This is a genomic window from Paeniglutamicibacter sp. NPDC012692, assembly GCF_042901625.1.
Taxonomy (GTDB): domain Bacteria; phylum Actinomycetota; class Actinomycetes; order Actinomycetales; family Micrococcaceae; genus Paeniglutamicibacter.
Genome location: NZ_JBIBDE010000001.1, coordinates 540,687 through 561,332 on the forward strand (window position 1 = coordinate 540,687; position 20,646 = coordinate 561,332).

Sequence of the window (20,646 nt, forward strand, 5' to 3'; positions counted from 1 at the left end):
CTGGCACGTCGGGCCACCCCTTTGACAAACGGCACGGCAAACGGCACGGCCCCCGTGGCTCCGCCCGTTCAGGGGCAAGCGCCACGGGGGCCGGCGGCAGCACGGGCGCCAGGGCGGCCGGACTGCGGGGTGTGGGGTTCCTAGGCGCCGAAGTACGCCTTCAGCGCGTCGACGCGGTCGAGCGCTTCCCAGGTGAACTCGGCGTCCTCGCGGCCGAAGTGGCCGTGGGCTGCGGTCTTCTGGTAGATCGGGCGCTTCAGGTCCAGGTCCTCGATGATGCCCAGCGGGCGCAGGTCGAAGACCTCGTTGATCGCCGCGGTGATCTTCGCCGGGTCGACGGACTCGGTGCCGAAGGTCTCCACGTAGAGGCCGACCGGGCGGGCCACGCCGATGGCGTAGGCGATCTGGACCTCTACGCGGCGCGCCAGGCCGGCTGCCACGACGTTCTTGGCGACCCAGCGCATGGCGTAGGCGGCCGAGCGGTCGACCTTCGAGGGGTCCTTGCCGGAGAAGGCGCCGCCGCCGTGGCGGGCGAACCCGCCGTAGGTGTCGACGATGATCTTGCGGCCGGTGAGGCCTGCGTCGCCGACCGGGCCGCCGATGATGAAGGGGCCCGACGGGTTCAGGATGATGCGGGTCTTGGAGGTGTCCAGCGGCGCGTTGGCCAGCACCGGGTTCACCACGTGCTCCAGCAGGCCGTCCTTCAGGTCCTCCAGGGAGAACTCCGCGGCGTGCTGGGAGGAGACCACGATGGTCTCGACGGATACCGGTACGTCGCCGTCGTAGCCGACGGTGACCTGGGTCTTGCCGTCCGGGCGCAGCAGGTCCAGCAGGCCGGACTTGCGGACGTCGGTCAGCCGCTCGGAGAGGCGGTGCGCCAGGTGGATCGGGGTCGGCATGAGGGTTTCGGTCTCGTCGGACGCGTAACCGAACATCAGGCCCTGGTCGCCGGCGCCCTGCGCGTCGCGCGGGTCAACGGCGGTGCCCTCGCGGACCTCCAGGGAGTTGAAGACGCCGTCGGAGATCTCCTGGGACTGCTGCCCGATCGACACCGAAACGCCGCAGCGCGCGCCGTCGAAGCCGTTGGCGGAGGAGTCGTAGCCGATGTCCAGGATGGTGCGGCGCACGATCTCCGGGATCTCGACGTAGCCGTCGGTCGTCACCTCGCCGGCAACGTGCACCAACCCGGTGGTGGTCAGCGTCTCCACTGCAACACGGGAGTTGGGGTCCTGCGCCAGCATGGCGTCGAGGATGGCGTCGGAGATCTGGTCGCAGATCTTGTCCGGGTGGCCCTCCGTAACCGATTCGGAGGTGAAGAGGCGCAGCTGCGGGGTTTCTAAAGTCACCTAGCTACTCTACCGTCAACTTGGCGCGCGGTCAGATTCATGCGTCCATCCCGTGAACCGCTTGTGACGCGCCGGGCCCGGTCGTGTGACGCACCGTGACGAACGATGACGCCGACGGGACCGCAAACCCGGCGGCACGCACGGCGGCATGGCGGTGGGTGGACGCCGCCAAGCCGCCTGCTAGCGGCCGAGCGCGGCGGCGACGGCCTCGATGACCGTCCGCGCCACGGCGTCCTTGGAGCCCGACGCGTGGACCGGGTCGGCCCCGAGCGCCGACAGGATGGTGATGGAATTCTCATCGGTCCCGAAGGTCAGGTTCTCCCCCACCTCGTTCACGACCAGCAGCTCGCAGCCCTTCCGGGCCAGCTTCGCCGCGCCGTACTCCAGCACGCTGTTCTCGGCGTCGCCGGTTTCCGCGGCGAATCCGACGACCAGGCCAGGCAGCTCGGTGTCCGGGCCCTGGGCCGCGCGGTCGGCGACCAGCAGCGCCAGGATGTCGGGGTTGCGCACCAGGGTGATCACCGGGTCCGCATGCTCGTCGGACTTCTTGATCTTGGAGTCCACGTACTCGGCGGGGCGGAAGTCGGCGACCGCCGCGCTCATGATCAGCACGTCCGCACCGCGCGCGGCCTCGTTCACGGCGGCCTGCAGCTGCCGTGCGGTGGAGGCGGTGCTCAGTTCGACGCCCTCGGGCGCCGGCTGGTCCATGTGCGCCGCGATGAAGCGCACGCGGGCGCCGGCCGCCATCGCGGCCTTGGCCAGGGCGATGCCCTGGCGGCCGGAGGAGCGGTTGCCGAGGTAGCGCACCGGGTCCAGCGGCTCGCGGGTCCCGCCGGCGGAGATCGCGACGATCCTGCCCGCCAGCGGAAGCTCCTCCGGGGTGCTCGCGGCATCGGACAGGTAGGGCTGGACCAGTGCGTAGATTTCCTCGGGTTCGGGCAGCCGCCCGGGACCCGAGTCCTTGCCGGTGAGCCTGCCGACGGCCGGGTCGATCACGTGGACGCCGCGGGAGCGCAGCGTCGCGACGTTGGCGACCGTTGCCGGGTGCTCCCACATTTCGGTGTGCATGGCCGGGGCCATCACCACGGGCGCGCCCGTGGCCAGCAGCGTGCCGGTGAGCAGGTCGTTGGCCATGCCCGCCGCGGCGCGGGCCAGCACGTCGGCGGTTGCCGGGACGATCACCACCAGGTCGGCCAGCTGGCCCAGGCGCACGTGGTTGACGGTGTCGACGGCCTCGAACACGCCGGTGCGCACCGGGTTGCCGCTCAGCGCCTCCCAGGTGGCGATGCCCACGAACTGCAGCGACGACTCGGTGGGGATCACGTCGACGTGGTGGCCCGCCTCCTTAAACAGCCGTAGCAGCAAAGCTGCCTTGTAGGCGGCGATCCCTGCGGATACACCAAGAACAATGCGCTTCACTGCTACCACCGATACTCTCGTTCGGAGCCGGCCGCTTCCGGGCCCAGGCCCCTGTGTTCAAAAAGCCTGGGAGGCCCGGGTAATTACTCTGCTGCTTCTTCGATCTTCGAGACGCTGAGCATGCCCTCGTTGATTTCGCGCAGTGCGATCGACAGCGGCTTCTCGTTCAGGCGGGTGTCGACCAGCGGGCCGACGTACTCGAACAGGCCCTCATGCAGCTGCGCGTAGTATGCGTTGATCTGGCGTGCGCGCTTGGCGGAGTTAATCACCAGGGCGTACTTCGAATCGGTGGTGGTCAGCAGCGAGTCGATGGACGGGCTGATGATGCCTTCAAGGTTCGTGGTCAACGAAGCCTCCAAATAACTAGTCGGTGGATCAGTCGGGGTGCGAGCGGGGTTTGCGCGCCAAAAGGCACACAAGGATCCCACCGGCAAAAAAGTCTTACTGCTCGTGCGGGGTCAATCCCATGTGGGTAACCAGCTCGTTAGCCGCCCGCGAAATCTCGTCGTTGACGATGGTCACGTCAAATTCGGATTCGGCAGCAAGTTCCAGTTTAGCGGTTTCCAGCCGTCGCTGCTGCTCCTCGGGTGTTTCGGTGCCGCGGCCGATGAGCCGGCGGACCAATTCGTCCCAGCTTGGCGGGGCCAGGAACACGAATTTGGCTTCCGGCAGGTTTTCCTTGACCTGGCGCGCCCCCTGCAGGTCGATCTCCAGCAGCACGTGCTTTCCCGAGGCGACCGCCTCTTCCACCTTGGTGCGGATCGTGCCGTAGCTGTTCTGCCCGTGCACGACCGCCCATTCAAGCATTTCCCCGTTCTGGACCAGTTCCGCAAACTTTTCGGGTCCGACGAAGAAGTAGTGCACACCGTCCACCTCGCCGGGGCGGGGGTCGCGCGTGGTTGCGGAAACCGAGAGCCATACCTCCGGGTAGTTGTCTCGAATGTAGGTCGAGATCGTCCCCTTGCCAACGGCCGTGGGGCCGGCAAGTACTGTGACCGAAGGATGGGCACTAAGCGTCATGGTGTGCTTCATTACTCTTTCGTTTTGGGAGGCGATTGCTGGAAATGTTCCACCAATGCGATGCGCTGTTTGCGCCCCAGTCCGCGCAGGCGCCGGCTGGGTGAGATCCCTAGTCTATCGATAAGGGTGTGGGCTCGGATTTCCCCGACCCCCGGCACGGACTCCAAGAGGTCCATCACGCGCAGGCGCCCGATGGCCTCGTCGTCCGGAACCAGATCCAGGACCTCGGTGATGCTGAGCTTGCCGGCGCCAAATTGGTTCTTGATGTCGGCCCGACGCGTGCGCGCTGCCAGCGCCTTCGCCCGTGCTCGAATACGATCCTCGTCCGAGAGTTCTCGCAGTACCATGCTCTTGCCGCCATTCCATCTGTAGGTTTCAGCACTAGGGCGGTGCGCCCTGAACCGAAGATAGCCAAACTTACCCCCCGATGCAATGGGTATTTGCGCGGTGGCTACCACGAATGCGACAAAGGGTCAAAACCGTGTTTCGTACGAGATTCATGCGCGCCGGGCTGTAAGCAAGATCATGATTCTGATGCGGATTCCGCACTCACCTGCATGAACGCGAAATCCAGGTGAAGACGAGCGGAATACGCGCCGAACACGCGGAAAATGCCCGAAAACCGCGCCGGTCGGGCGCTTTGGCCGAGGTATCCGCAATGGCGGTCATTGACACATAAGTACCAGTCAGTGACAGGTATGTACCTGGCCGTGAGCAAAGTCGCACCCGAAACATCAGACCTCTCGAAGTCTGGCAAGTTGCTGTGAAAATCCGGCGTGGCCGTGTCACATTGATTCATTGTCGCCCGTTCATGACCTAATTCACGACGGAATCCGCACCGGGGCGCCCCTTCCCTGCCGTTCCCGGCCTCGGAGAGCGCGCGCGGGGCCATCTGACACGGTCGGGAGTGACCCCTCGCGGGCCCCTCGCGCCGCCCGATCGACCCCTTAAAGCAGCGTGCGTTTGTCCTTCGGCCCCGCGAGGGACGGAAGGACAAACGCACGTTCACTGACGGGCCGACGAGCGGCCGGGCCTGTTAGACCAGCGAGTCCCGGGTACGCAGCGCCGCCTCAAGCAGCGACTTCGCGTCAGGACCGGCCTTGAGGACGTCGCGGCTGGAGGTGCCAAGCACCTGCGGCCAGAAGGCCCCGAAGGACTCCTTCATCTGGGCACCGGTGGCACCCTGGGCTCCGAGGCCCGGGGCCAGGATCGGGGCCGCGGAGGCGGCCAGGTCGATGCCCAGCTCCTCCAGGGCCGAGCCCACGGTGGCCCCGATGACCAGGCCGGTGGAACCGAACGGCACCCCGGCCAGGTTTTCGGCGGCGTTCTCGGCGCCGACGGCGGAGATGATGCGCTTGGCAACCGACTGGTCGCCTCCCACATGCTGCACGGCCTTGCCCTCCGGGTTGGAGGTCAGGCCGAGCACGAACACGCCGCGGCCGGTGGCGGCGGCGAGGTCCAGCGCCGGGCGCAGCGACTCGTAGCCAAGGTACGGGCTCAGCGTCACGGCGTCGGAGGCCAGCGGGCTGCCCTCCCCCAGCCAGGCGTCGGCGTAGGCGGCCATGGTGGACCCGATGTCCCCGCGCTTGGCGTCGGCGATCGAAATCAGCGACGCGTCGGCGCAGGCTGCCAGGGTTTCCTCCAGCACGGCCAGGCCGCGCGAACCGTGGCGCTCGAAGAGCGCCACCTGCGGCTTGAGGGCCGCGACCTGTCCGGCCATGGCCTCCACCACGCGCAGCGAGAAGGAGCGGAGCCCCTCGACGTCGTCGTTCAGGCCCCAGGCCGCGAGCAGCCCCGGGTGCGGGTCGATGCCCACGCACAGCGGGCCGTGCGCGGCCATGGCCGAGGCCAGGCGCTGCCCGAAGGCGGCGCGCCGGCCCGGCACGGTGGTGTTCTCGGTGTTAGGCATCGGCTGCATCCCGCAACACGGTGGCTGCATTCAGGGTGGCCGCGTGCTCCTGCAGGGAGGTGACGGTCCACTCGAAGTGGCGCATCGCGTCGATCGCCTGGATCGCCGCGCCGAACTCGGCGACGGTGGTGATGACCGGGGTGCCGACCGAGGTGGCCGCCGCGCGGATCTCGTAGCCGTCGCCGCGGGCCTCGCCGCCGGACGGGGTGTTGAGGATCATCGCGATCTCGCCCTCGGTGATCAGGTCCACGATGTTGGACTCGCCCTCGGCGGCGCCCTCGCGGACCTTGCGGACCACGGTGGACGGGATGCCGTTGCGGCGCAGCACCTCGGCGGTGCCGCCGGTGGAGATGATCTCGAAGCCGATGTCGGCCAGGTGCTTGACCGGGATGACGATCGAGCGCTTGTCGCGGTTGGCCACCGAGACGAAGACCTTGCCGGAGGTCGGCAGCGGGTTGTTGGCCGCGGCCTGCGACTTGGCGAAGGCGGTGTCGAAGTACTTGTCGATGCCCATGACCTCGCCGGTGGAGCGCATTTCCGGGCCGAGCAGCGAGTCGACGACCTTGCCCTCCGGGGTGCGGAAGCGGGCGAAGGGAAGCACTGCTTCCTTGACCGAGACCGGCGCGCCGTCCGGCAGGTTGGCGCCGTCGCCGGTTTCCGGCAGCATCTTGTGGACGGAACGCAGGTGGGCGATCGACACGCCCACGCCGATCATCGCCGCGGCCTTGGCCAGCTGCACGCCGGTGGCCTTGGAGGTGAACGGCACGGTGCGGGAGGCGCGCGGGTTGGCCTCGATGACGTAGAGCACGTCGGAGGCCAGCGCGAACTGGATGTTGATCAGGCCGCGCACGCCCACGCCCTCGGCGATGGCGCGGGTGGCGGCGACCACGCGGTCGCGCACGTCCTTGCCCAGGGTGATCGGGGGCAGCACGCAGGCGGAGTCGCCGGAGTGGATGCCGGCCTCCTCGATGTGCTCCATGATGCCGCCGACGTAGAGGTCCTTGCCGTCGAAGAGTGCGTCGACGTCGATCTCGATGGCGTCCTCGAGGAAGCGGTCGACCAGCACCGGGTGGTCCTCGGTGATCTCCGTGGCGTTGGTGATGTAGCGGGAGAGGTTTGCCTCGTCGTACACGATCTCCATGCCGCGGCCGCCGAGCACGTAGCTCGGGCGGACCAGGACCGGGTAGCCGATCTCGTCGGCGATGCGCTTGGCCTCCTCGAAGGAGACGGCGGTGCCGTTCTTCGGGGCGATCAGGCCGCCGGCATCCAGCACGCGCTGGAAGGCGCCGCGGTGCTCGGCCAGGTCGATGGCCTCCGGGGAGGTGCCCAGGATCGGCACGCCGGCGTCGGCGAGTTCCTGCGCGAGCTTCAGCGGGGTCTGGCCGCCGAGCTGCACGAACACGCCGAGCACGCCGCCGGTGGATTCCTCCGCGTGGATGACCTCCAGCACGTCCTCGAGCGTCAGCGGCTCGAAGTACAGGCGGGTGGAGACGTCGTAGTCGGTGGAGACGGTTTCCGGGTTGCAGTTGACCATGACGGTCTCGTAGCCGGCCTTGCGCAGCGCCATGGTGGCGTGCACGCAGGAGTAGTCGAACTCGATGCCCTGGCCGATGCGGTTCGGGCCCGAGCCCAGGATGATGACCGACGGCTTCTCGTGCAGCGCGACCTCGGTCTCCTCGTCGTAGGAGGAGTAGTGGTACGGGGTGAAGGCCTCGAACTCGGCGGCGCAGGTGTCCACCGTCTTGAAGACCGGGCGGATGTTCAGTGCGTGGCGGATGCCGCGCACCACGGCCTCGGTCTTGTGGGTGAGCTTGGCGATCTGCGCGTCGGAGAAGCCGTGGCGCTTGGCGGTGCGCAGCACGTCCTCGGTGAGGTCCGGGTTGCTGCGGATCATCTCGGCGGTCTCGTTGATCAGCGCGAGCTGGTCCAGGTACCACGGGTCGATGCCGGTCTCGTCGAAGATGTGCTCGATCGTGGCGCCGCCCAGCAGCGCGCGCTGCACGTTGGACAGGCGGGAGGTCGAGCCCTTGACGGAGGCCGCGATCAGTTCCTCGACCTCGAAGTCCATCGGCTTGTTGAACTCGAGCTCGGCGTCCTTCTGCTCCAGGGAGCGCAGGGCCTTCTGCAGGGCCTCGGTGAAGTTGCGGCCGATGGCCATGGCCTCGCCGACGGACTTCATGGTGGTGGTCAGTGTGGCGTCGGCGGCCGGGAACTTCTCGAACGCGAAGCGCGGGACCTTCACGACCACGTAGTCAAGGGCCGGCTCGAAGGAGGCCGGGGTCTTGAGCGTGATGTCGTTCGGGATCTCGTCCAGGGTGTAGCCCAGCGAGAGCTTGGTGGCGATCTTCGCGATCGCGAAGCCGGTGGCCTTGGAGGCCAGCGCGGAGGAACGCGACACGCGCGGGTTCATCTCGATGACCACGATGCGGCCGGTGTCAGGCTCGATGGCGAACTGGATGTTGCAGCCGCCGGTGTCGACGCCGACCTCGCGGATGACGGCGATCGAGATGTCGCGCAGCTTCTGGTACTCGCGGTCGGTCAGCGTCATGGCCGGGGCCACGGTGATCGAGTCGCCGGTGTGCACGCCCACGGGATCGAAGTTCTCGATGGAGCAGACGACCACGACGTTGTCCGCCTTGTCGCGCATCATCTCCAGCTCGTATTCCTTCCAGCCGAGGATGGACTCCTCCAGGAGCACCTCGGTGGTCGGCGAGTACTGCAGGCCGGCGCCGGCGATGCGGCGCAGGTCCTCGGCGTTGTACGCCATGCCCGAGCCCAGGCCGCCCATGGTGAAGGACGGGCGCACGACCACCGGGTAGTTCAGGATCTCGACCGCGGCGAAGGCCTCGTCCATGGTGTGGACGATGACGGACTTGGCGGACTCGGCGCCGCAGCGCTCGACAACGCCCTTGAACTTCTCGCGGTCTTCGCCGAGCTCGATGGCCTCGATGTTCGCGCCGATCAGTTCGACGTTGTACTTCTCCAGCACGCCGGCCTTGTCCAGGGCGATCGCGGTGTTCAGCGCGGTCTGGCCGCCCAGCGTCGGCAGCAGCGCGTCCGGGCGCTCCTTGGCGATGATCTTCTCGACGACCTCGGGGGTGATCGGCTCCACGTAGGTGGCGTCGGCGAACTCCGGGTCGGTCATGATGGTGGCCGGGTTGGAGTTGACCAGGATGACCCGCAGGCCCTCCTCGCGCAGCACGCGCAACGCCTGGGTGCCCGAGTAGTCGAATTCGGCTGCCTGACCAATGACGATCGGGCCGGAACCGATGACCAGGACTGACTTGAGGTCTTCGCGCTTGGGCATTACTTCTCTTCCTGAGTGGAGGCGGTGGTGGAGGTGGATGCGGCGGCGGTGCCCGCCGCGCGCATGACGTCGATGAAGCGGTCGAACAGGTGGCTTGCATCGTGCGGGCCGGAGGCTGCCTCCGGGTGGTACTGCACGGAGAACGCCGGCAGGTCCAGGCAGACCAGGCCCTCGACGACGGAATCGTTGAGCGAGATGTGGGAGACCTCGACGCGGCCGAAGCGGTCCAGCGGGGCCAGCGAGGCGCCCTCGCGCGGGGCATCGACGGCGAAGCCGTGGTTCTGGCTGGTGATCTCCACCTTGCCGGTGGCCTTGTCCAGCACCGGCTGGTTGATGCCGCGGTGGCCGTAGCGCAGCTTGTAGGTGCCGTAGCCCAGGGCGCGGCCCAGGATCTGGTTGCCGAAGCAGATGCCGAAGTACGGGATCTTCGCGTCGAGCACCTGGCGGACCAGTTCCACCTGCACGTTGGCGGTGGCCGGGTCGCCCGGGCCGTTGGAGAGGAAGACGCCCTGCGCGCCGGTGGCGGCGATGTCCTCGAAGGTGGCGTTGTACGGCAGCACGTGCACGCGCACGCCGCGCTCGGCGAAGCGCTGCGGGGTCATCGCCTTGATGCCCAGGTCGATCGCGGCGATGGAGAACTCCACCTCGCCGTCGAAGCCGTGGTCCTTGGGCTCGACCGTGTAGGCCTCGTGGGTGGAAACCACGGCCGAGAGGTTCAGGCCCTCCATCGGTGCCTGCGCGTTGACCTGTGCGAGGAGCTCGGCCACGGACGCCGCGGCGGCCTCGCCGGAGAACACGCCGGCCTTCATGGCGCCGCGGTCGCGCAGGTGGCGGGTCAGCGCGCGGGTGTCCACGTGCTGGATGCCGACGACGCCGTAGTTGACAAGCTCCTCGTCAAGCGAGCGCTGGGCGCGCCAGTTGGACGGGCGGCGGGCGGCGTCGCGCACCACGTAGCCGGCGGCCCAGATGCGGGAGGACTCGGCGTCCTCGTCGTTCACGCCGGTGTTGCCGATGTGCGGGAAGGTCTGCACGATGATCTGCTTGGCGTAGGAGGGGTCCGTGAGGGTCTCCTGGTAGCCGGACATGCCGGTGGAGAACACGGCCTCGCCGAAGGTGGTGCCGACGGCACCGTAGCTGCGGCCGCGGAAAACCCGTCCGTCTTCGAGCACCAGGAGGGCTGGCTCGGTCGTTGGTACTGCTGTCACTGGTTTTCCTTATCCTCGGCGGGTGATGGTTTTTCGTCGTTCGGTGTTCCGGCCCGCCCCAGGGCGGCGATGCCCTTGAGCAGGACCGGCAGTTCTTGGTGGTAGCGGGGGCGGAAGCCGGTATCCACGGCCTTGTCCCCAAGCGCCCAGGTGATGACCAGCAGGCCGTCCTTCTCGACGAACTTGCCGGCCATGCCGGAGGCGCGCTGCACGTTGGTGATGGTTGCCGCGGGGATGAACACGTCGGGCGCCCCGTGGCGGGCCAGCAACACGCCGGTCGGGTGGACGGACAACGTGGCGTTGGTCCGGATGCCCAGCTGGTGCGCGGCGATGCGGTCGAGCCAGTCCCCGGCGGTGGTGGTGCAGACGTACTGCCCCTCGCTGGGGTCCGCCAGCTGGACGCCGGGATCGGCGGGAACCGCCGGCGGGGCCGCGATGCTCGACTGGCGGCGCAGGCGGTTGCGCCAGCCGAGCAGGATCAGGGCGACCAGCACCGCGATGACCGCGATGGTGATGACCACCGCGCCGGTGTATTGGCCCAACTTACTCGGCTCCCACAAGGCGCGGGGTGGCCAGTGCGCCATTGAGCACGGTCGGGTGCCCGTGGAAGAACACCGTGGTGACCTTGCCCGGCAGCTCGAGCCCCTTGAACGGGGAGTTCCGGCCCTTGGTGGCCATCGCGTACGGGTCCACGACCCAGCGGGCGTCGGCGTCCACCAGGGTGATGTTTGCCGGCTCGCCCGCGGCCAGCGCGCGGCCCTGGTCCTCGACGCGGCCGATCGCGGCCGGGGCGGAGGAGGTGATGCGCGCGAAGTCGGCCCAGGTAATCATCCCGGTTTCGATCATGGTGTGCTGGACGACCGAGAGCGCGGTCTCCAGGCCGGTCATGCCCATGGCCGCGGCGGCCCACTCGCATTCCTTCGCCTCGGAGGGGTGCGGTGCGTGGTCGGTGCCGATGATGTCGATGGTGCCGTCGGCCAGCGCGGCGCGCAGGGCCATGACGTCGGCCTCGCGGCGCAGCGGCGGGTTGACCTTGTAGACCGGGTCGTAGCTCTTGACCAGCTCGTCGGTCAGCAGCAGGTGGTGCGGGGTGACCTCGGCGGTGACCTGCACGCCGCGGGACTTGGCCCAGCGGATGATCTCCACCGAGCCGGCGGTGGAGACGTGGCAGATGTGCAGGCGGGAGCCGACGTGTTCGGCCAGCAGCACGTCGCGGGCGATGATCGATTCCTCGGCGACGGCCGGCCAGCCGGCGAGCCCCAGCACCGCGGAGACCTCGCCCTCGTTCATCTGGGCGCCCTCGGTGAGGCGCGGTTCCTGGGCGTGCTGGGCGATGACGCCGTCGAACGCCTTCACGTATTCCAGGGCGCGGCGCATGATCAGCGGGTCGAACACGCAGATGCCGTCGTCGGAGAAGACGCGGACCGCGGCGCGGGAGTCGGCCATGGCGCCAATCTCGCTCATCTGTTCGCCGGCCAGGCCGACGGTGACGGCGCCGACCGGGCGCACGTCGACCCAGCCGGAGCGGCGGCCCAGGGCCCAGACCTGCTCGACAACGCCGGCGGTGTCCGCCACCGGGTTGGAGTTGGCCATGGCGTGCACGGCGGTGAAGCCGCCCAGCGCCGCGGCGCGGGTGCCCGTCTCGACGGTTTCCGCATCCTCGCGTCCCGGCTCGCGCAGGTGGGTGTGCAGGTCGACCATGCCGGGCAGGGCGATCTGGCCCGCGGCCTCGATCACGGTGGCGCCGGCGGCGGCCGGGTGGGCTGCCGCCTCGGCACCCAGGGCGACGATCAAGCCGTCGGAGATCAGCAGGTCGGTGGCCTCTGCGCCCAGCGGCTTCGCGCCGCGGACCAGGTAGGTGTTGGTGTTGGTGCTCATCGATGACTCCAGTTTCTGAGGTTCTTAGAGGCCGGAGGGACGCTGCTGGTCCCCCGATAGCAGTAGGTAAAGGACGGCCATGCGCACCGCGACGCCGTTGGAAACCTGTTCCAGGACGGTGGAGCGCGGCGAGTCGGCCGCGGCGGAGGAGATCTCCAGGCCGCGGTTCATCGGGCCGGGGTGCATGATGATGGTTTCGGACTGGCCCTGGGCGTCCAGCGCGGCCAGGCGTGCGTCGTCGAAACCCCAGAGGCGCGAGTACTCGCGGGTGTTCGGGAAGAAGGAGGCGTGCATGCGTTCGCCCTGCACGCGCAGCATCATGACCGCGTCGATGCCGCCGGCCAGCGTCGCGTCCAGGTCGTAGCTGATCTCGCACGGCCACACGTTGGAGCCGTGCGGCAGCAGGGTCGGCGGGGCCACCATGGTGACCTCGGCGCCCAGGGTGCGCAGCAGCCAGAGGTTGGAGCGTGCCACGCGGGAGTGCAGGATGTCGCCGACGATCGCGACCTTCATGCCCGCCAGGTCGGTGCCCAGCGTGGAGGTGCCGTTGACGCGCGCCCAGTGGTTGCGCAGCGTGAACGCGTCGAGCAGCGCCTGGGTGGGGTGTTCGTGCGTGCCGTCGCCCGCGTTGACCACCGGCGCGTCGATCCAGTCGGTGGCGGCCAGGCGGGCCGGGGCACCGGAGGCGCCGTGTCGGATGACCACGGCGTCGGCGCCGATGGCCTGCAGGGTCTGCGCGGTGTCCTTGAGCGACTCGCCCTTGGAGACGGACGACCCCTTGGCGGAGAAGTTGATGACGTCGGCGCTCAGGCGCTTGGCGGCGGCCTCGAAGGAGATGCGGGTGCGGGTCGAGTCCTCGAAGAAGAGGTTCACCACGGTGCGGCCGCGCAGCGCGGGGAGTTTCTTGACCTCGCGGGTTCCGACGGCGGCCATTTCCTCGGCGATGTCGAGGATCCGGATCGCGTCGGCGCGCGACAGATCGAGGGTGGAGAGCAGGTGTTTCATGCGGCGGCCTCGATGATGACTTCGTTGTTGTTCTCGCCATCGACCTCTGCCAGGTGGACACGCACCTTTTCGGTGGTGGCGGTGGGCAGGTTCTTGCCGACGTGGTCGGCGCGGATCGGGAGTTCGCGGTGGCCGCGGTCGACCAGCACCGCAAGGCGCACGATGCGCGGGCGGCCCAGGTCGGCGATGGCGTCCAGCGCGGCGCGGATGGTGCGGCCTGAGTAGAGCACGTCGTCGACCAGCACCACGACCTTGGAGTCGATGCCGCCGGCGGGAAGCCGCGTGGGAAGCGGGGTGCGGGTGGTGGAGTGGCGCAGGTCGTCGCGGTACATGGTGACGTCGAGTTGGCCGACGATGGAGGCCGCGTCGAGTCCGGGTTCGGTGGCGGCGATGCGCTCTGCCAACCGCTGGGCCAGCGGGAATCCGCGGGAGGGAATGCCCAAAAGGACCAGGTCTTCGGTGCCCTTGTTCGCCTCGATGATCTCGTGGGCGATGCGGGTCAATACGCGGTCGATGTCCTCGCTGGAGAGAACGGTCCGGGCAGTTTTGGGCGCTAAGTTCGGTGCCGCGTTGGCGTCGTCACTCATGATGCGGCCTCCTTCCCCGCCTCACAGGACGGAATTTAAAGGTTGCTGGCTCATTTTCGGTGTTTTGCTGCTCCATCAAAATTACCACGGCGTGCATCACACGTAGTCTTTAGTGCATGAGCGATACCTCACACACCATGCGCCCGTCGCCCGGGCCCCACCCGCGCGATCCGTGGACCGGGGCGCCCCGCACCGGGATGGGCGTCCCGGCCGCCGCCGGAATGCCGATCGGGCAGCCCGGCAGGACCGGTTCCGGGGTCCTCGTCGCGCTGGCGCTGTGCACCCTGTTGCTGCTGGGCGTCACGTTCTTCCTCTCCGGCATCTTCGGCACGGGCACCGTGCTGTGGCTCGGCGTCCTGGCCATGGTTCCGCTGGGCCTGTGCCTGGTCGGCCTGCGCTGGGTGGACCGCTGGGACCCGGAGCCGCGTCCCTTGTTGCTGCTGGCCCTGCTCTGGGGTGCCGGCGCCTCGGTGGCCGGCGCGCTGCTGGTGGGCGACCTGTTCACCGAGCTGTTCTTCAATCCCGCCGGGCGGCTGGACCTCGACACCTTCGGGGCCGTGGTCCAGGCGCCGATCGTCGAGGAGCTGGCCAAGGGCGCGGGGGTGCTGCTGATCTTCTGGATCAACCGGGCGCACTTCGACGGGCCGGTCGACGGGATCGTCTACGGCGGCATGGTCGGCGCGGGCTTCGCGTTCACCGAGAACATACTCTACTTCGGCTCCAGCTACGCCGAATCCGGAACCCCGGGCGACCTGGCCGCGGTGTTCGTGCTGCGCGGGCTCTTCTCCCCCTTTGCGCACGTGATGTTCACCGCGTGGACGGGCTTTGCGCTGGGGCTGTGCGCCGAGCGCGGGGAACGGTCCCGTTGGCCGCTCTACCTGGGTCTGGGCCTGCTGCCGGCGATGCTCGGCCATTTCCTGTGGAACGGCGGGGTGGGCATCTTCTTCGACTCCTTCCTGGGCTTCTACTTCCTGCTCCAGGTGCCGCTTTTTGTCGCAGCCGTCGTATCGGTCGTGCTGTTGCAGCGGGCCGAACTGCGGCTCATCGCCCGCCGGCTGGACGAGTACCGGCAGGCGGGCTGGTTCACGCCCGCCGAGGTGGCGATGTTCGCGACCCCCGCGGGCCGCCGGTCCGCCAGGGCCTGGGCCGCGGCGCACGGGCGCGGACAGCTGATGAAGGACTTCACCCAGACCGCGATGCGCCTGGCCGGGGTGCGCCAGCGCATCTCCGCGGGCCACGCGGACGAGGGCGACCACGCCCGCGAGGTCGCCCTGCTGCACCAGTCGTACAGGCAACGCGCGCAATTGCTGGCCGGCGTCGTACTCTAGGTTCCAAAACCGCCCCGGCGGCACCGTCAACCCCACGCAGGCACCACCAACCCCATGCAAGGAGCACAGGTGAAACACGCACAACTGAATTCGACCCGTCTGGTCAAGGCGCTGGACTACCGCCACATGGTCGATGTGACGCTCAAGGGCCGGGATGCGCACAAATCCCGCGGCTACGTGCTGGCCATGGGCGGCAAGTGGATCCTGGTGCACGAGACCACCGCCGGCGGGGCCCCGGACGAGACGGTCGCCATCCGCCGCAAGCACATCTCGCACGTGGCCAAGACCAAGCACTTCGCCGCGCGGACGCTGGAGGCCCGGAAGCTGCAGGTTCCGCAGTCGGAGCTGGGCATGCAGGACCTGGACTCGACCCGCGCCGTGCTCAAGGCGCTGGGCGGGGGCGGGGCGCTGCTCAGCGTGCTGCGCGACGTGGCGCGGCCGGACTCCATGGTCGTCGGATCGCTCGTGGAGATCGACAGGAAGCGCGCATGGCTGCTGGAGGTGACCTACCGGGGACGCTGGAAGCGCCGGATGACGGGCGTCAAGCCCCGGCACATATCCCGCGTCATCAGCGGCGGGGACTACCTGGACCAGCTCGCGCTGGTCGCGGGGCCCTGCCCGCCGGAAGGCGCCACTGGCGGACCCGCCCCGGCGGAGCCGTCCCCGGACGACAGCGACCGCTAGCGGGAGTTGCCGGTTAAATGGCCGATGGCCGGGTCTCGCACGCTGGTGCGTGTGGAACCCGGCCATCGAAAACCTGCCGGACTGCGGCAACAAACCGCGGCGCTTGCGTGGCTAGGCCAGCAGCGTCGGCTTCATCTGCTGGATGCGTCCGAGCAGCCCGTTGACGAACTCCGGGGACTCGTCGGTGGACAGCTCGCGGACCAGGGCCACGGCCTCGGCCACGGCCACGCCGTCGGGAACGTCGTCGTTGAACAACAGTTCCCAGGCGCCGATGCGCAGTGCGGTGCGGTCGACGGTCGGCATGCGCTCCAGGGTCCAGCCCTTGGAGTAGGAGGACAGGATCTCGTCGATCCGGTCCAGCTCGGCCATGACGCCCTCGATCAGGGTGACGGTGTACTCGTTGATCGTGATGTCTGTTGCTTCACGACGCAAACGCATGGCAGCCAGCGGCGAGACGTCGCGCTGTTCTGCTTCGAAAAGGATGTCAAGTGCCCTGCGGCGGGCCTTGGCGCGTGCGCTCACTAGGAGACACGCCCCAGGTAATCGCCGGTGCGGGTGTCGACCTTGACCTTGGTGTTCTGTTCGACGAACAGCGGCACCTGGATCTCGACACCGGTCTCCAGGGTGGCCGGCTTGGTGCCTGCCGAGGAGCGGTCGCCCTGCAGGCCCGGCTCGGTGTACGTGATTTCCAGGACCACGGAGGCCGGGAGTTCGATGTACAGCGGGGCGCCCTCGTGCATGGCGATGGTGGCGTTCTGGTTCTCCAGCATGTAGCCGGCGGAATCGCCGACGACGGTGCCCGGAACGGTGATCTGGTCGTAGTCGCTCAGGTCCATGAACACGTAGTCTTCGCCGTCCTGGTACAGGTACTGGTAGTCGCGGCGGTCAACGGTTGCGGTTTCGATCTTCGCGCCGGCGTTGTACGTCTTGTCGACGACCTTGCCGGTGAGCACGTTGCGCATCTTGGTGCGCACGAAGGCGCCGCCCTTGCCCGGCTTCACGTGCTGGAAGTCGATGATCGTCCAGAGCTGGCCCTCGATCTTGAGGACCTGTCCGTTTTTGATGTCGGTGGTTGAAGCCACGATCTACTCATTTCCCGTATGCGCCCGATGCTCCGCCGGCAATCACTTGCCGCGGCGGGCGGGGCCGCAGATGCGGCCGCCCGGGCGTGTTGTCAAAAATCCAAGATCCAGTTTAGCGCACGGATATGCACCGACGCTCAATTTTCCTTGGTGATCTACCAGACCCGCGGGCCGGCAGAAGTGCTGTGGGGCCCCGTTTGCCGCACGATGCGTGCGGCAAACGGGGCCGAAGTTGGTGCTAGACCGCCTGCGCGGCAGGGGTTTCGAGCCGCGCGGTGAGCGCCTCGAGGCAGCGGCGCGAGGACTCGACGAGCCGCTCGTCGGCTCCCTCGGCGATGCGCAGGTCAAGGGCCTTGCGGAAGCGCGTGGCCGCGGCCCGCAGGTCGCCGCTCTCCACGTACGCCATGCCCAGGTGCTGCTGCAGCACGGATTCGTGCGCGGTGCCGTTGAACTCGGTCAGCAGGGCGCGCAGGCGGTTGGCCGCACGCTGCGGATCCCCCGAGGCGCGGGTCAGCGAGGTGTCCAGCACGCGCATGGTGAAGTTCTGCGGTTCGGTGAACCGGGTTTCGGCGACCAGTTCGCTGGCCGCGCGGACGTGGCCGCGGGCCAGCAGCACGACAACCTGCTCGGCGGCGTTGCCGCGGGCCATGGTCTCGTCGGCCAGGGCCTCGTCGGAGATCGTCTGGCTCATCGAGTGCGGGTCGAAGCGCACGCCCGGGATGCCGGACTCGATGTTGTGGGTGGACGCCGCGGCGGCGGAGGCCGGCACCCGCAGCAGTTCCTGCGTGTGGGTCAGTTCGTGCGTCATTTCCTGGGTGGTCATTCGGCAATCTCCTGGTAGGCGGCGAAGAGCAGCGAGGTGTCCGGCACGTCGAGGATGCGGGGGTGCCCGATCTCGTCGAGCACCACGAAGCGCAGCAGGTCGCCGCGGGTCTTCTTGTCGCGGCGCATGCCGTCGAGCAGCGAGCTCCAGCGGTCCCCGCGGTAGGTGGTGGGCAGGCCCAGCGACTTGAGGATCGACACGTGGCGGTCGGCCACGACGTCGGAGGTCTTGCCGACGGTGCGGCCCAGTTCGGCGGCGAAGGCCATGCCGATCGACACGGCGGCACCGTGGCGCATCGAGTAGCGTTCGGCCAGCTCGATGGCGTGGCCCAGCGTGTGTCCGTAGTTCAGGAACTCGCGCTCCCCCGCTTCGCGCAGGTCCGAGGAGACGACGCGCGCCTTCACGGCGATGGAACGCTCGATGAGTTCGCGCAGGCGGGCCGATCCGGCCGTGGTGGCATCCGCCGGGTCCTCCTCGATGAGTTCCAGGATGCGTTCGTCGGCGATGAAGCCGCACTTCACGACCTCGGCCATGCCGGTGACAAGCTCGTTCTTCGGCAGCGTGGCCAGGGTGTCGAGGTCCACCAGCACGCCGGCCGGTGGGTGGAAGGCGCCGACGAGGTTCTTGCCCTCGGCGGTGTTGATGCCGGTCTTGCCGCCCACGGAGGCATCGACCATGCCCAGGAGCGAGGTGGGGATGTGCACCACCTTCACGCCGCGCAGCCAGGTGGCGGCGACGAAGCCCGCGAGGTCGGTGACGGCGCCGCCGCCGACGGCGACGATCGCGTCGGAGCGGGTGAAGTCGTTCTGGCCGAGAACCTGCCAGCAGAAGGCGGCAACCTGGATGTGCTTGCCCTCTTCGGCGTCGGGGATCTCGGCGGAGAATGCCGCGTAGCCGGCTGCCGCGAGGTCTTCCTTGACCGTGTCGCCGGTGCTCCGCAGGGCGCGCGGGTGGATGACCATGACGCGCTTGACGCGTTCGCCGAGGATGCCGGGCAGGCGTCCGAGCAGGCCGTTGCCGACGATGACGTCGTAGTTCTCGGCCGGGGCCGATCCGGTGACGTGGATCGTCGTGGGCGCGGGGTTCATCGTAGGTCCTCCAAGTGCTGCGTAGCGCACACTCCGATCCGCGTGCTGCGGGAAGGTGTGTGCGTGAGTGATAACGCGTCGTCCGAAACGGGGCGACTCTTAGCAGTTGGACCGAACCGTGATGTCACGGCCCAACGAAATTAAGCGTACGTGTTTCTGCACGCGAGATGGTGTTTCAGTGTCCGGTATCACGGTAGGCGGTGATGATTGCCTCCGCGATTTCGGCAGGGCGTAGCGTACGCGTGTCGATGCGCAGGTCGGCGCATTTCTCGTAGGTGTCGGCCCTGTCGGCAAAGATCCGCGACCAGGATTCCAGCGCCTCGGCGGCGCGGGCTTCCGCATCCGCTTCGGCGCCTTCCTGCGTGTCGCCGGTGGACGCGCCGGCAAGCAGCGGGCGCGTGGTGTCCTCGGCGATCCGGTGCGCGACCGTGGCCGCGTCCGTGTACAGGTACACGGTGAACCCCTCGGCCAGGATGCGCTGGTTCTCCGGCGCCAGCACCGCTCCCCCGCCGGTGGCAACCACCAACGGGGCCGGTCCGGCCGCGCGGGACAGCAGGGCCGCCCCGCGCAGCGCCTCGGTTTCGAGGCCGCGGAATCCGGCCTCCCCGCGGCTTGCAAAGATCTCCGGGATCGGGCCGTGGTCGCGGACCACCAGCGCGTCGGTGTCCAGTGCCTTGGTGTCAAGCAGCCGGGCAAGCTCCGCACCGACGGCGCTCTTGCCGCTGGCCATCGGCCCGATCAGGAAGATCGTGCGGGTCATGGACGGCGGACCGAGCCCAGGGATTCGGGGATGGCGTCCAGGTAGGTTTCCAGGTTGCGCTTGACCTCGGTCAGCGAGTCGCCGCCGAACTTCTCCAGCATGGCCTGGGCCAGCACGAGTGCGACCATGGCCTCGGCGACAACGCCGGCGGCCGGGACGGCACAGACGTCCGAACGCTGGTGGTGTGCGGTGGTGGCCTCGCCGGTGGAGGTGTCGATGGTGCGCAGGGCGCGCGGCACGGTGGCGATCGGCTTCATGGCCGCGCGGACGCGCAGGACGTCCCCGATGCTCATGCCGCCCTCGATGCCGCCGGCCTTGTTGCCGGAGCGGTCGATCACGCCGTCCTCGCCGCGCACGATCTCGTCGTGGGCGGCGGAACCGCGGCGCGATGCGGTGAGGAAGCCGTCGCCGACCTCGACGCCCTTGATGGCCTGGATGCCCATGAGGGCCGCGGCCAGGCGCGCGTCAAGGCGGCGGTCCCAGTGCACGTAGGAACCCAGTCCGGGGGGAAGGTTGTAGGCCAGGACCTCGACGATGCCGCCGAGGGTCTCGCCCTCCTTGTGGGCCGCGTCGACCTCGGCGACCATGGCCGCGGAGGTGTCGGCGTCGAAGCAGCGCAGCGGATCGGCATCGAGGGCCATGACGTCGGAGGCGCGCGGCAGGGCCGAGCCTTCCGGCGTGGCCACGGTGCCGACCGACACGGTGTGGGAAACGAGTTCCACGCCCAGCTGGGCCAGGAAGTTCGCGGCCACGGAGCCGAGGGCCACGCGGGCGGCGGTCTCGCGCGCCGAGGCGCGTTCCAGCACCGGGCGGGCGTCGTCGAAACCGTACTTCTGCATGCCGGTGAAGTCGGCGTGTCCGGGGCGCGGGCGGGTCAATGGCGCGTTGCGCGCCATCGAAGCCAGTTCCTCGGGGTCGACCTCGTCCGGGTTCATGACCTTGGCCCACTTGGGCCATTCGGTGTTGCCCACCTCGATGGCCACGGGTCCGCCCTGGGTCAGCCCGTGGCGCACACCGCCCATGAAGGAGACCTCGTCCTGCTCGAACTTCATTCGTGCGCCGCGGCCGTAGCCGAGGCGGCGGCGTGCCAGGGCATCGCGCACGTCCTGTGAAGAGATGGCAATGCCCGCGGGCAGTCCCTCGATAATTCCAACCAATGCGGGGCCGTGTGATTCGCCCGCCGTCAACCAACGCAACATGTGTTC

At 68.6% G+C, this 20,646-nt stretch carries 20 protein-coding genes; 2 read left to right on the forward strand and 18 right to left on the reverse strand.

Going from position 1 to position 20,646, the window contains the following annotated elements; translation table 11 throughout:
• Window positions 1–140: 140 nt before the first annotated feature.
• The 12 genes from metK to pyrR form a co-directional block, all read right to left on the reverse strand.
• Entirely contained in the window at window positions 141–1,346 is a 1,206-nt protein-coding gene (gene metK, locus ACFY5D_RS02385) for a methionine adenosyltransferase (protein ID WP_387524509.1), read from the reverse strand.
• A 180-nt stretch (window positions 1,347–1,526) separates the two neighbouring features.
• Window positions 1,527–2,765 (reverse strand): bifunctional phosphopantothenoylcysteine decarboxylase/phosphopantothenate--cysteine ligase CoaBC, encoded by a 1,239-nt coding sequence (coaBC, locus tag ACFY5D_RS02390; protein WP_387524512.1) that lies wholly within the window; start codon window positions 2,763–2,765, stop codon window positions 1,527–1,529.
• An 83-nt stretch (window positions 2,766–2,848) separates the two neighbouring features.
• Window positions 2,849–3,112 carry a DNA-directed RNA polymerase subunit omega gene (rpoZ, locus tag ACFY5D_RS02395; protein ID WP_387524515.1) on the reverse strand — a complete coding sequence of 88 codons (264 nt, stop codon included), beginning with the start codon at window positions 3,110–3,112 and terminating at the stop codon, window positions 2,849–2,851.
• A gap of 94 nt (window positions 3,113–3,206) precedes the next feature.
• Complete coding sequence (gene gmk / locus ACFY5D_RS02400; RefSeq protein ID WP_387524518.1) at window positions 3,207–3,785, reverse strand: guanylate kinase; 579 nt, start codon at window positions 3,783–3,785, stop codon at window positions 3,207–3,209.
• Window positions 3,786–3,796: 11 nt separating this feature from the next.
• Window positions 3,797–4,132 (reverse strand): integration host factor, actinobacterial type, encoded by a 336-nt coding sequence (gene mihF / locus ACFY5D_RS02405; RefSeq protein WP_209997048.1) that lies wholly within the window; start codon window positions 4,130–4,132, stop codon window positions 3,797–3,799.
• Between the two features lie 689 nt (window positions 4,133–4,821).
• On the reverse strand, window positions 4,822–5,694 hold the full coding sequence (gene pyrF / locus ACFY5D_RS02410; RefSeq protein ID WP_387524522.1) for an orotidine-5'-phosphate decarboxylase: 873 nt from the start codon (window positions 5,692–5,694) through the stop codon (window positions 4,822–4,824).
• Window positions 5,687–9,001, reverse strand: a complete 3,315-nt coding sequence (carB, locus tag ACFY5D_RS02415; protein WP_387524525.1) for a carbamoyl-phosphate synthase large subunit — start codon at window positions 8,999–9,001, stop codon at window positions 5,687–5,689. The genes pyrF and carB overlap by 8 nt, the downstream gene beginning before the upstream one ends.
• A complete protein-coding gene (gene carA / locus ACFY5D_RS02420) occupies window positions 9,001–10,206 on the reverse strand; it encodes a glutamine-hydrolyzing carbamoyl-phosphate synthase small subunit (RefSeq protein ID WP_387524528.1) in 1,206 nt (401 codons plus the stop codon). The genes carB and carA overlap by 1 nt, the downstream gene beginning before the upstream one ends.
• Window positions 10,203–10,748 carry a hypothetical protein gene (locus tag ACFY5D_RS02425; RefSeq protein ID WP_387524531.1) on the reverse strand — a complete coding sequence of 182 codons (546 nt, stop codon included), beginning with the start codon at window positions 10,746–10,748 and terminating at the stop codon, window positions 10,203–10,205. The genes carA and ACFY5D_RS02425 overlap by 4 nt, the downstream gene beginning before the upstream one ends.
• A gap of 1 nt (window position 10,749) precedes the next feature.
• Complete coding sequence (locus ACFY5D_RS02430; RefSeq protein ID WP_387524534.1) at window positions 10,750–12,084, reverse strand: dihydroorotase; 1,335 nt, start codon at window positions 12,082–12,084, stop codon at window positions 10,750–10,752.
• Window positions 12,085–12,108: 24 nt separating this feature from the next.
• The gene (locus tag ACFY5D_RS02435) at window positions 12,109–13,089 is read right to left on the reverse strand and encodes an aspartate carbamoyltransferase catalytic subunit (RefSeq protein WP_387524536.1); all 981 of its coding nucleotides are present in this window, start codon (window positions 13,087–13,089) and stop codon (window positions 12,109–12,111) included.
• Window positions 13,086–13,676, reverse strand: coding sequence for a bifunctional pyr operon transcriptional regulator/uracil phosphoribosyltransferase PyrR (gene pyrR / locus ACFY5D_RS02440; protein ID WP_387524538.1), 591 nt, complete (start codon window positions 13,674–13,676; stop codon window positions 13,086–13,088). Before pyrR ends, ACFY5D_RS02435 begins: the two co-directional genes overlap by 4 nt.
• A gap of 116 nt (window positions 13,677–13,792) precedes the next feature.
• Here pyrR and ACFY5D_RS02445 point away from each other — a divergent pair, with 116 nt between their 5' ends.
• Together ACFY5D_RS02445 and ACFY5D_RS02450 are read left to right on the forward strand one after the other, a co-directional pair.
• On the forward strand, window positions 13,793–15,004 hold the full coding sequence (locus ACFY5D_RS02445) for a PrsW family intramembrane metalloprotease (protein ID WP_387524541.1): 1,212 nt from the start codon (window positions 13,793–13,795) through the stop codon (window positions 15,002–15,004).
• Window positions 15,005–15,073: 69 nt separating this feature from the next.
• On the forward strand, window positions 15,074–15,688 hold the full coding sequence (locus tag ACFY5D_RS02450; protein WP_387524544.1) for a hypothetical protein: 615 nt from the start codon (window positions 15,074–15,076) through the stop codon (window positions 15,686–15,688).
• A 111-nt stretch (window positions 15,689–15,799) separates the two neighbouring features.
• Here ACFY5D_RS02450 and nusB read toward each other — a convergent pair whose 3' ends face one another.
• From nusB to aroC, 6 genes are all read right to left on the reverse strand, one after another.
• Entirely contained in the window at window positions 15,800–16,210 is a 411-nt protein-coding gene (gene nusB / locus ACFY5D_RS02455) for a transcription antitermination factor NusB (RefSeq protein WP_387524547.1), read from the reverse strand.
• Window positions 16,210–16,770 (reverse strand): elongation factor P, encoded by a 561-nt coding sequence (efp, locus tag ACFY5D_RS02460; protein ID WP_387524550.1) that lies wholly within the window; start codon window positions 16,768–16,770, stop codon window positions 16,210–16,212. The genes nusB and efp overlap by 1 nt, the downstream gene beginning before the upstream one ends.
• A 238-nt stretch (window positions 16,771–17,008) precedes the next feature.
• A complete protein-coding gene (locus tag ACFY5D_RS02465) occupies window positions 17,009–17,593 on the reverse strand; it encodes a hypothetical protein (protein WP_387524553.1) in 585 nt (194 codons plus the stop codon).
• Window positions 17,590–18,681 carry a 3-dehydroquinate synthase gene (gene aroB / locus ACFY5D_RS02470; protein ID WP_387524556.1) on the reverse strand — a complete coding sequence of 364 codons (1,092 nt, stop codon included), beginning with the start codon at window positions 18,679–18,681 and terminating at the stop codon, window positions 17,590–17,592. The genes ACFY5D_RS02465 and aroB overlap by 4 nt, the downstream gene beginning before the upstream one ends.
• 175 nt (window positions 18,682–18,856) lie before the next feature.
• A complete protein-coding gene (locus tag ACFY5D_RS02475; protein WP_387524559.1) occupies window positions 18,857–19,441 on the reverse strand; it encodes a shikimate kinase in 585 nt (194 codons plus the stop codon).
• The gene (aroC, locus tag ACFY5D_RS02480) at window positions 19,438–20,640 is read right to left on the reverse strand and encodes a chorismate synthase (RefSeq protein WP_387524562.1); all 1,203 of its coding nucleotides are present in this window, start codon (window positions 20,638–20,640) and stop codon (window positions 19,438–19,440) included. The genes ACFY5D_RS02475 and aroC overlap by 4 nt, the downstream gene beginning before the upstream one ends.
• Between the last annotated feature and the right edge of the window lie 6 nt (window positions 20,641–20,646).

What these genes read in the sequence shown, in the direction of transcription:
- ACFY5D_RS02435 (WP_387524536.1), bottom strand. Translation starts at nt 13,089, where the DNA reads ATGAAACACCTGCTCTCCACCCTCGATCTGTCGCGCGCCGACGCGATC.
- carB (WP_387524525.1), bottom strand. Translation starts at nt 9,001, where the DNA reads ATGCCCAAGCGCGAAGACCTCAAGTCAGTCCTGGTCATCGGTTCCGGC.
- gmk (WP_387524518.1), bottom strand. Translation starts at nt 3,785, where the DNA reads ATGACGCTTAGTGCCCATCCTTCGGTCACAGTACTTGCCGGCCCCACG.
- ACFY5D_RS02475 (WP_387524559.1), bottom strand. Translation starts at nt 19,441, where the DNA reads ATGACCCGCACGATCTTCCTGATCGGGCCGATGGCCAGCGGCAAGAGC.
- mihF (WP_209997048.1), bottom strand. Translation starts at nt 4,132, where the DNA reads ATGGTACTGCGAGAACTCTCGGACGAGGATCGTATTCGAGCACGGGCG.
- ACFY5D_RS02445 (WP_387524541.1), top strand. Translation starts at nt 13,793, where the DNA reads ATGAGCGATACCTCACACACCATGCGCCCGTCGCCCGGGCCCCACCCG.
- ACFY5D_RS02430 (WP_387524534.1), bottom strand. Translation starts at nt 12,084, where the DNA reads ATGAGCACCAACACCAACACCTACCTGGTCCGCGGCGCGAAGCCGCTG.
- pyrR (WP_387524538.1), bottom strand. Translation starts at nt 13,676, where the DNA reads ATGAGTGACGACGCCAACGCGGCACCGAACTTAGCGCCCAAAACTGCC.
- aroC (WP_387524562.1), bottom strand. Translation starts at nt 20,640, where the DNA reads ATGTTGCGTTGGTTGACGGCGGGCGAATCACACGGCCCCGCATTGGTT.
- pyrF (WP_387524522.1), bottom strand. Translation starts at nt 5,694, where the DNA reads ATGCCTAACACCGAGAACACCACCGTGCCGGGCCGGCGCGCCGCCTTC.
- ACFY5D_RS02465 (WP_387524553.1), bottom strand. Translation starts at nt 17,593, where the DNA reads ATGACCACCCAGGAAATGACGCACGAACTGACCCACACGCAGGAACTG.
- aroB (WP_387524556.1), bottom strand. Translation starts at nt 18,681, where the DNA reads ATGAACCCCGCGCCCACGACGATCCACGTCACCGGATCGGCCCCGGCC.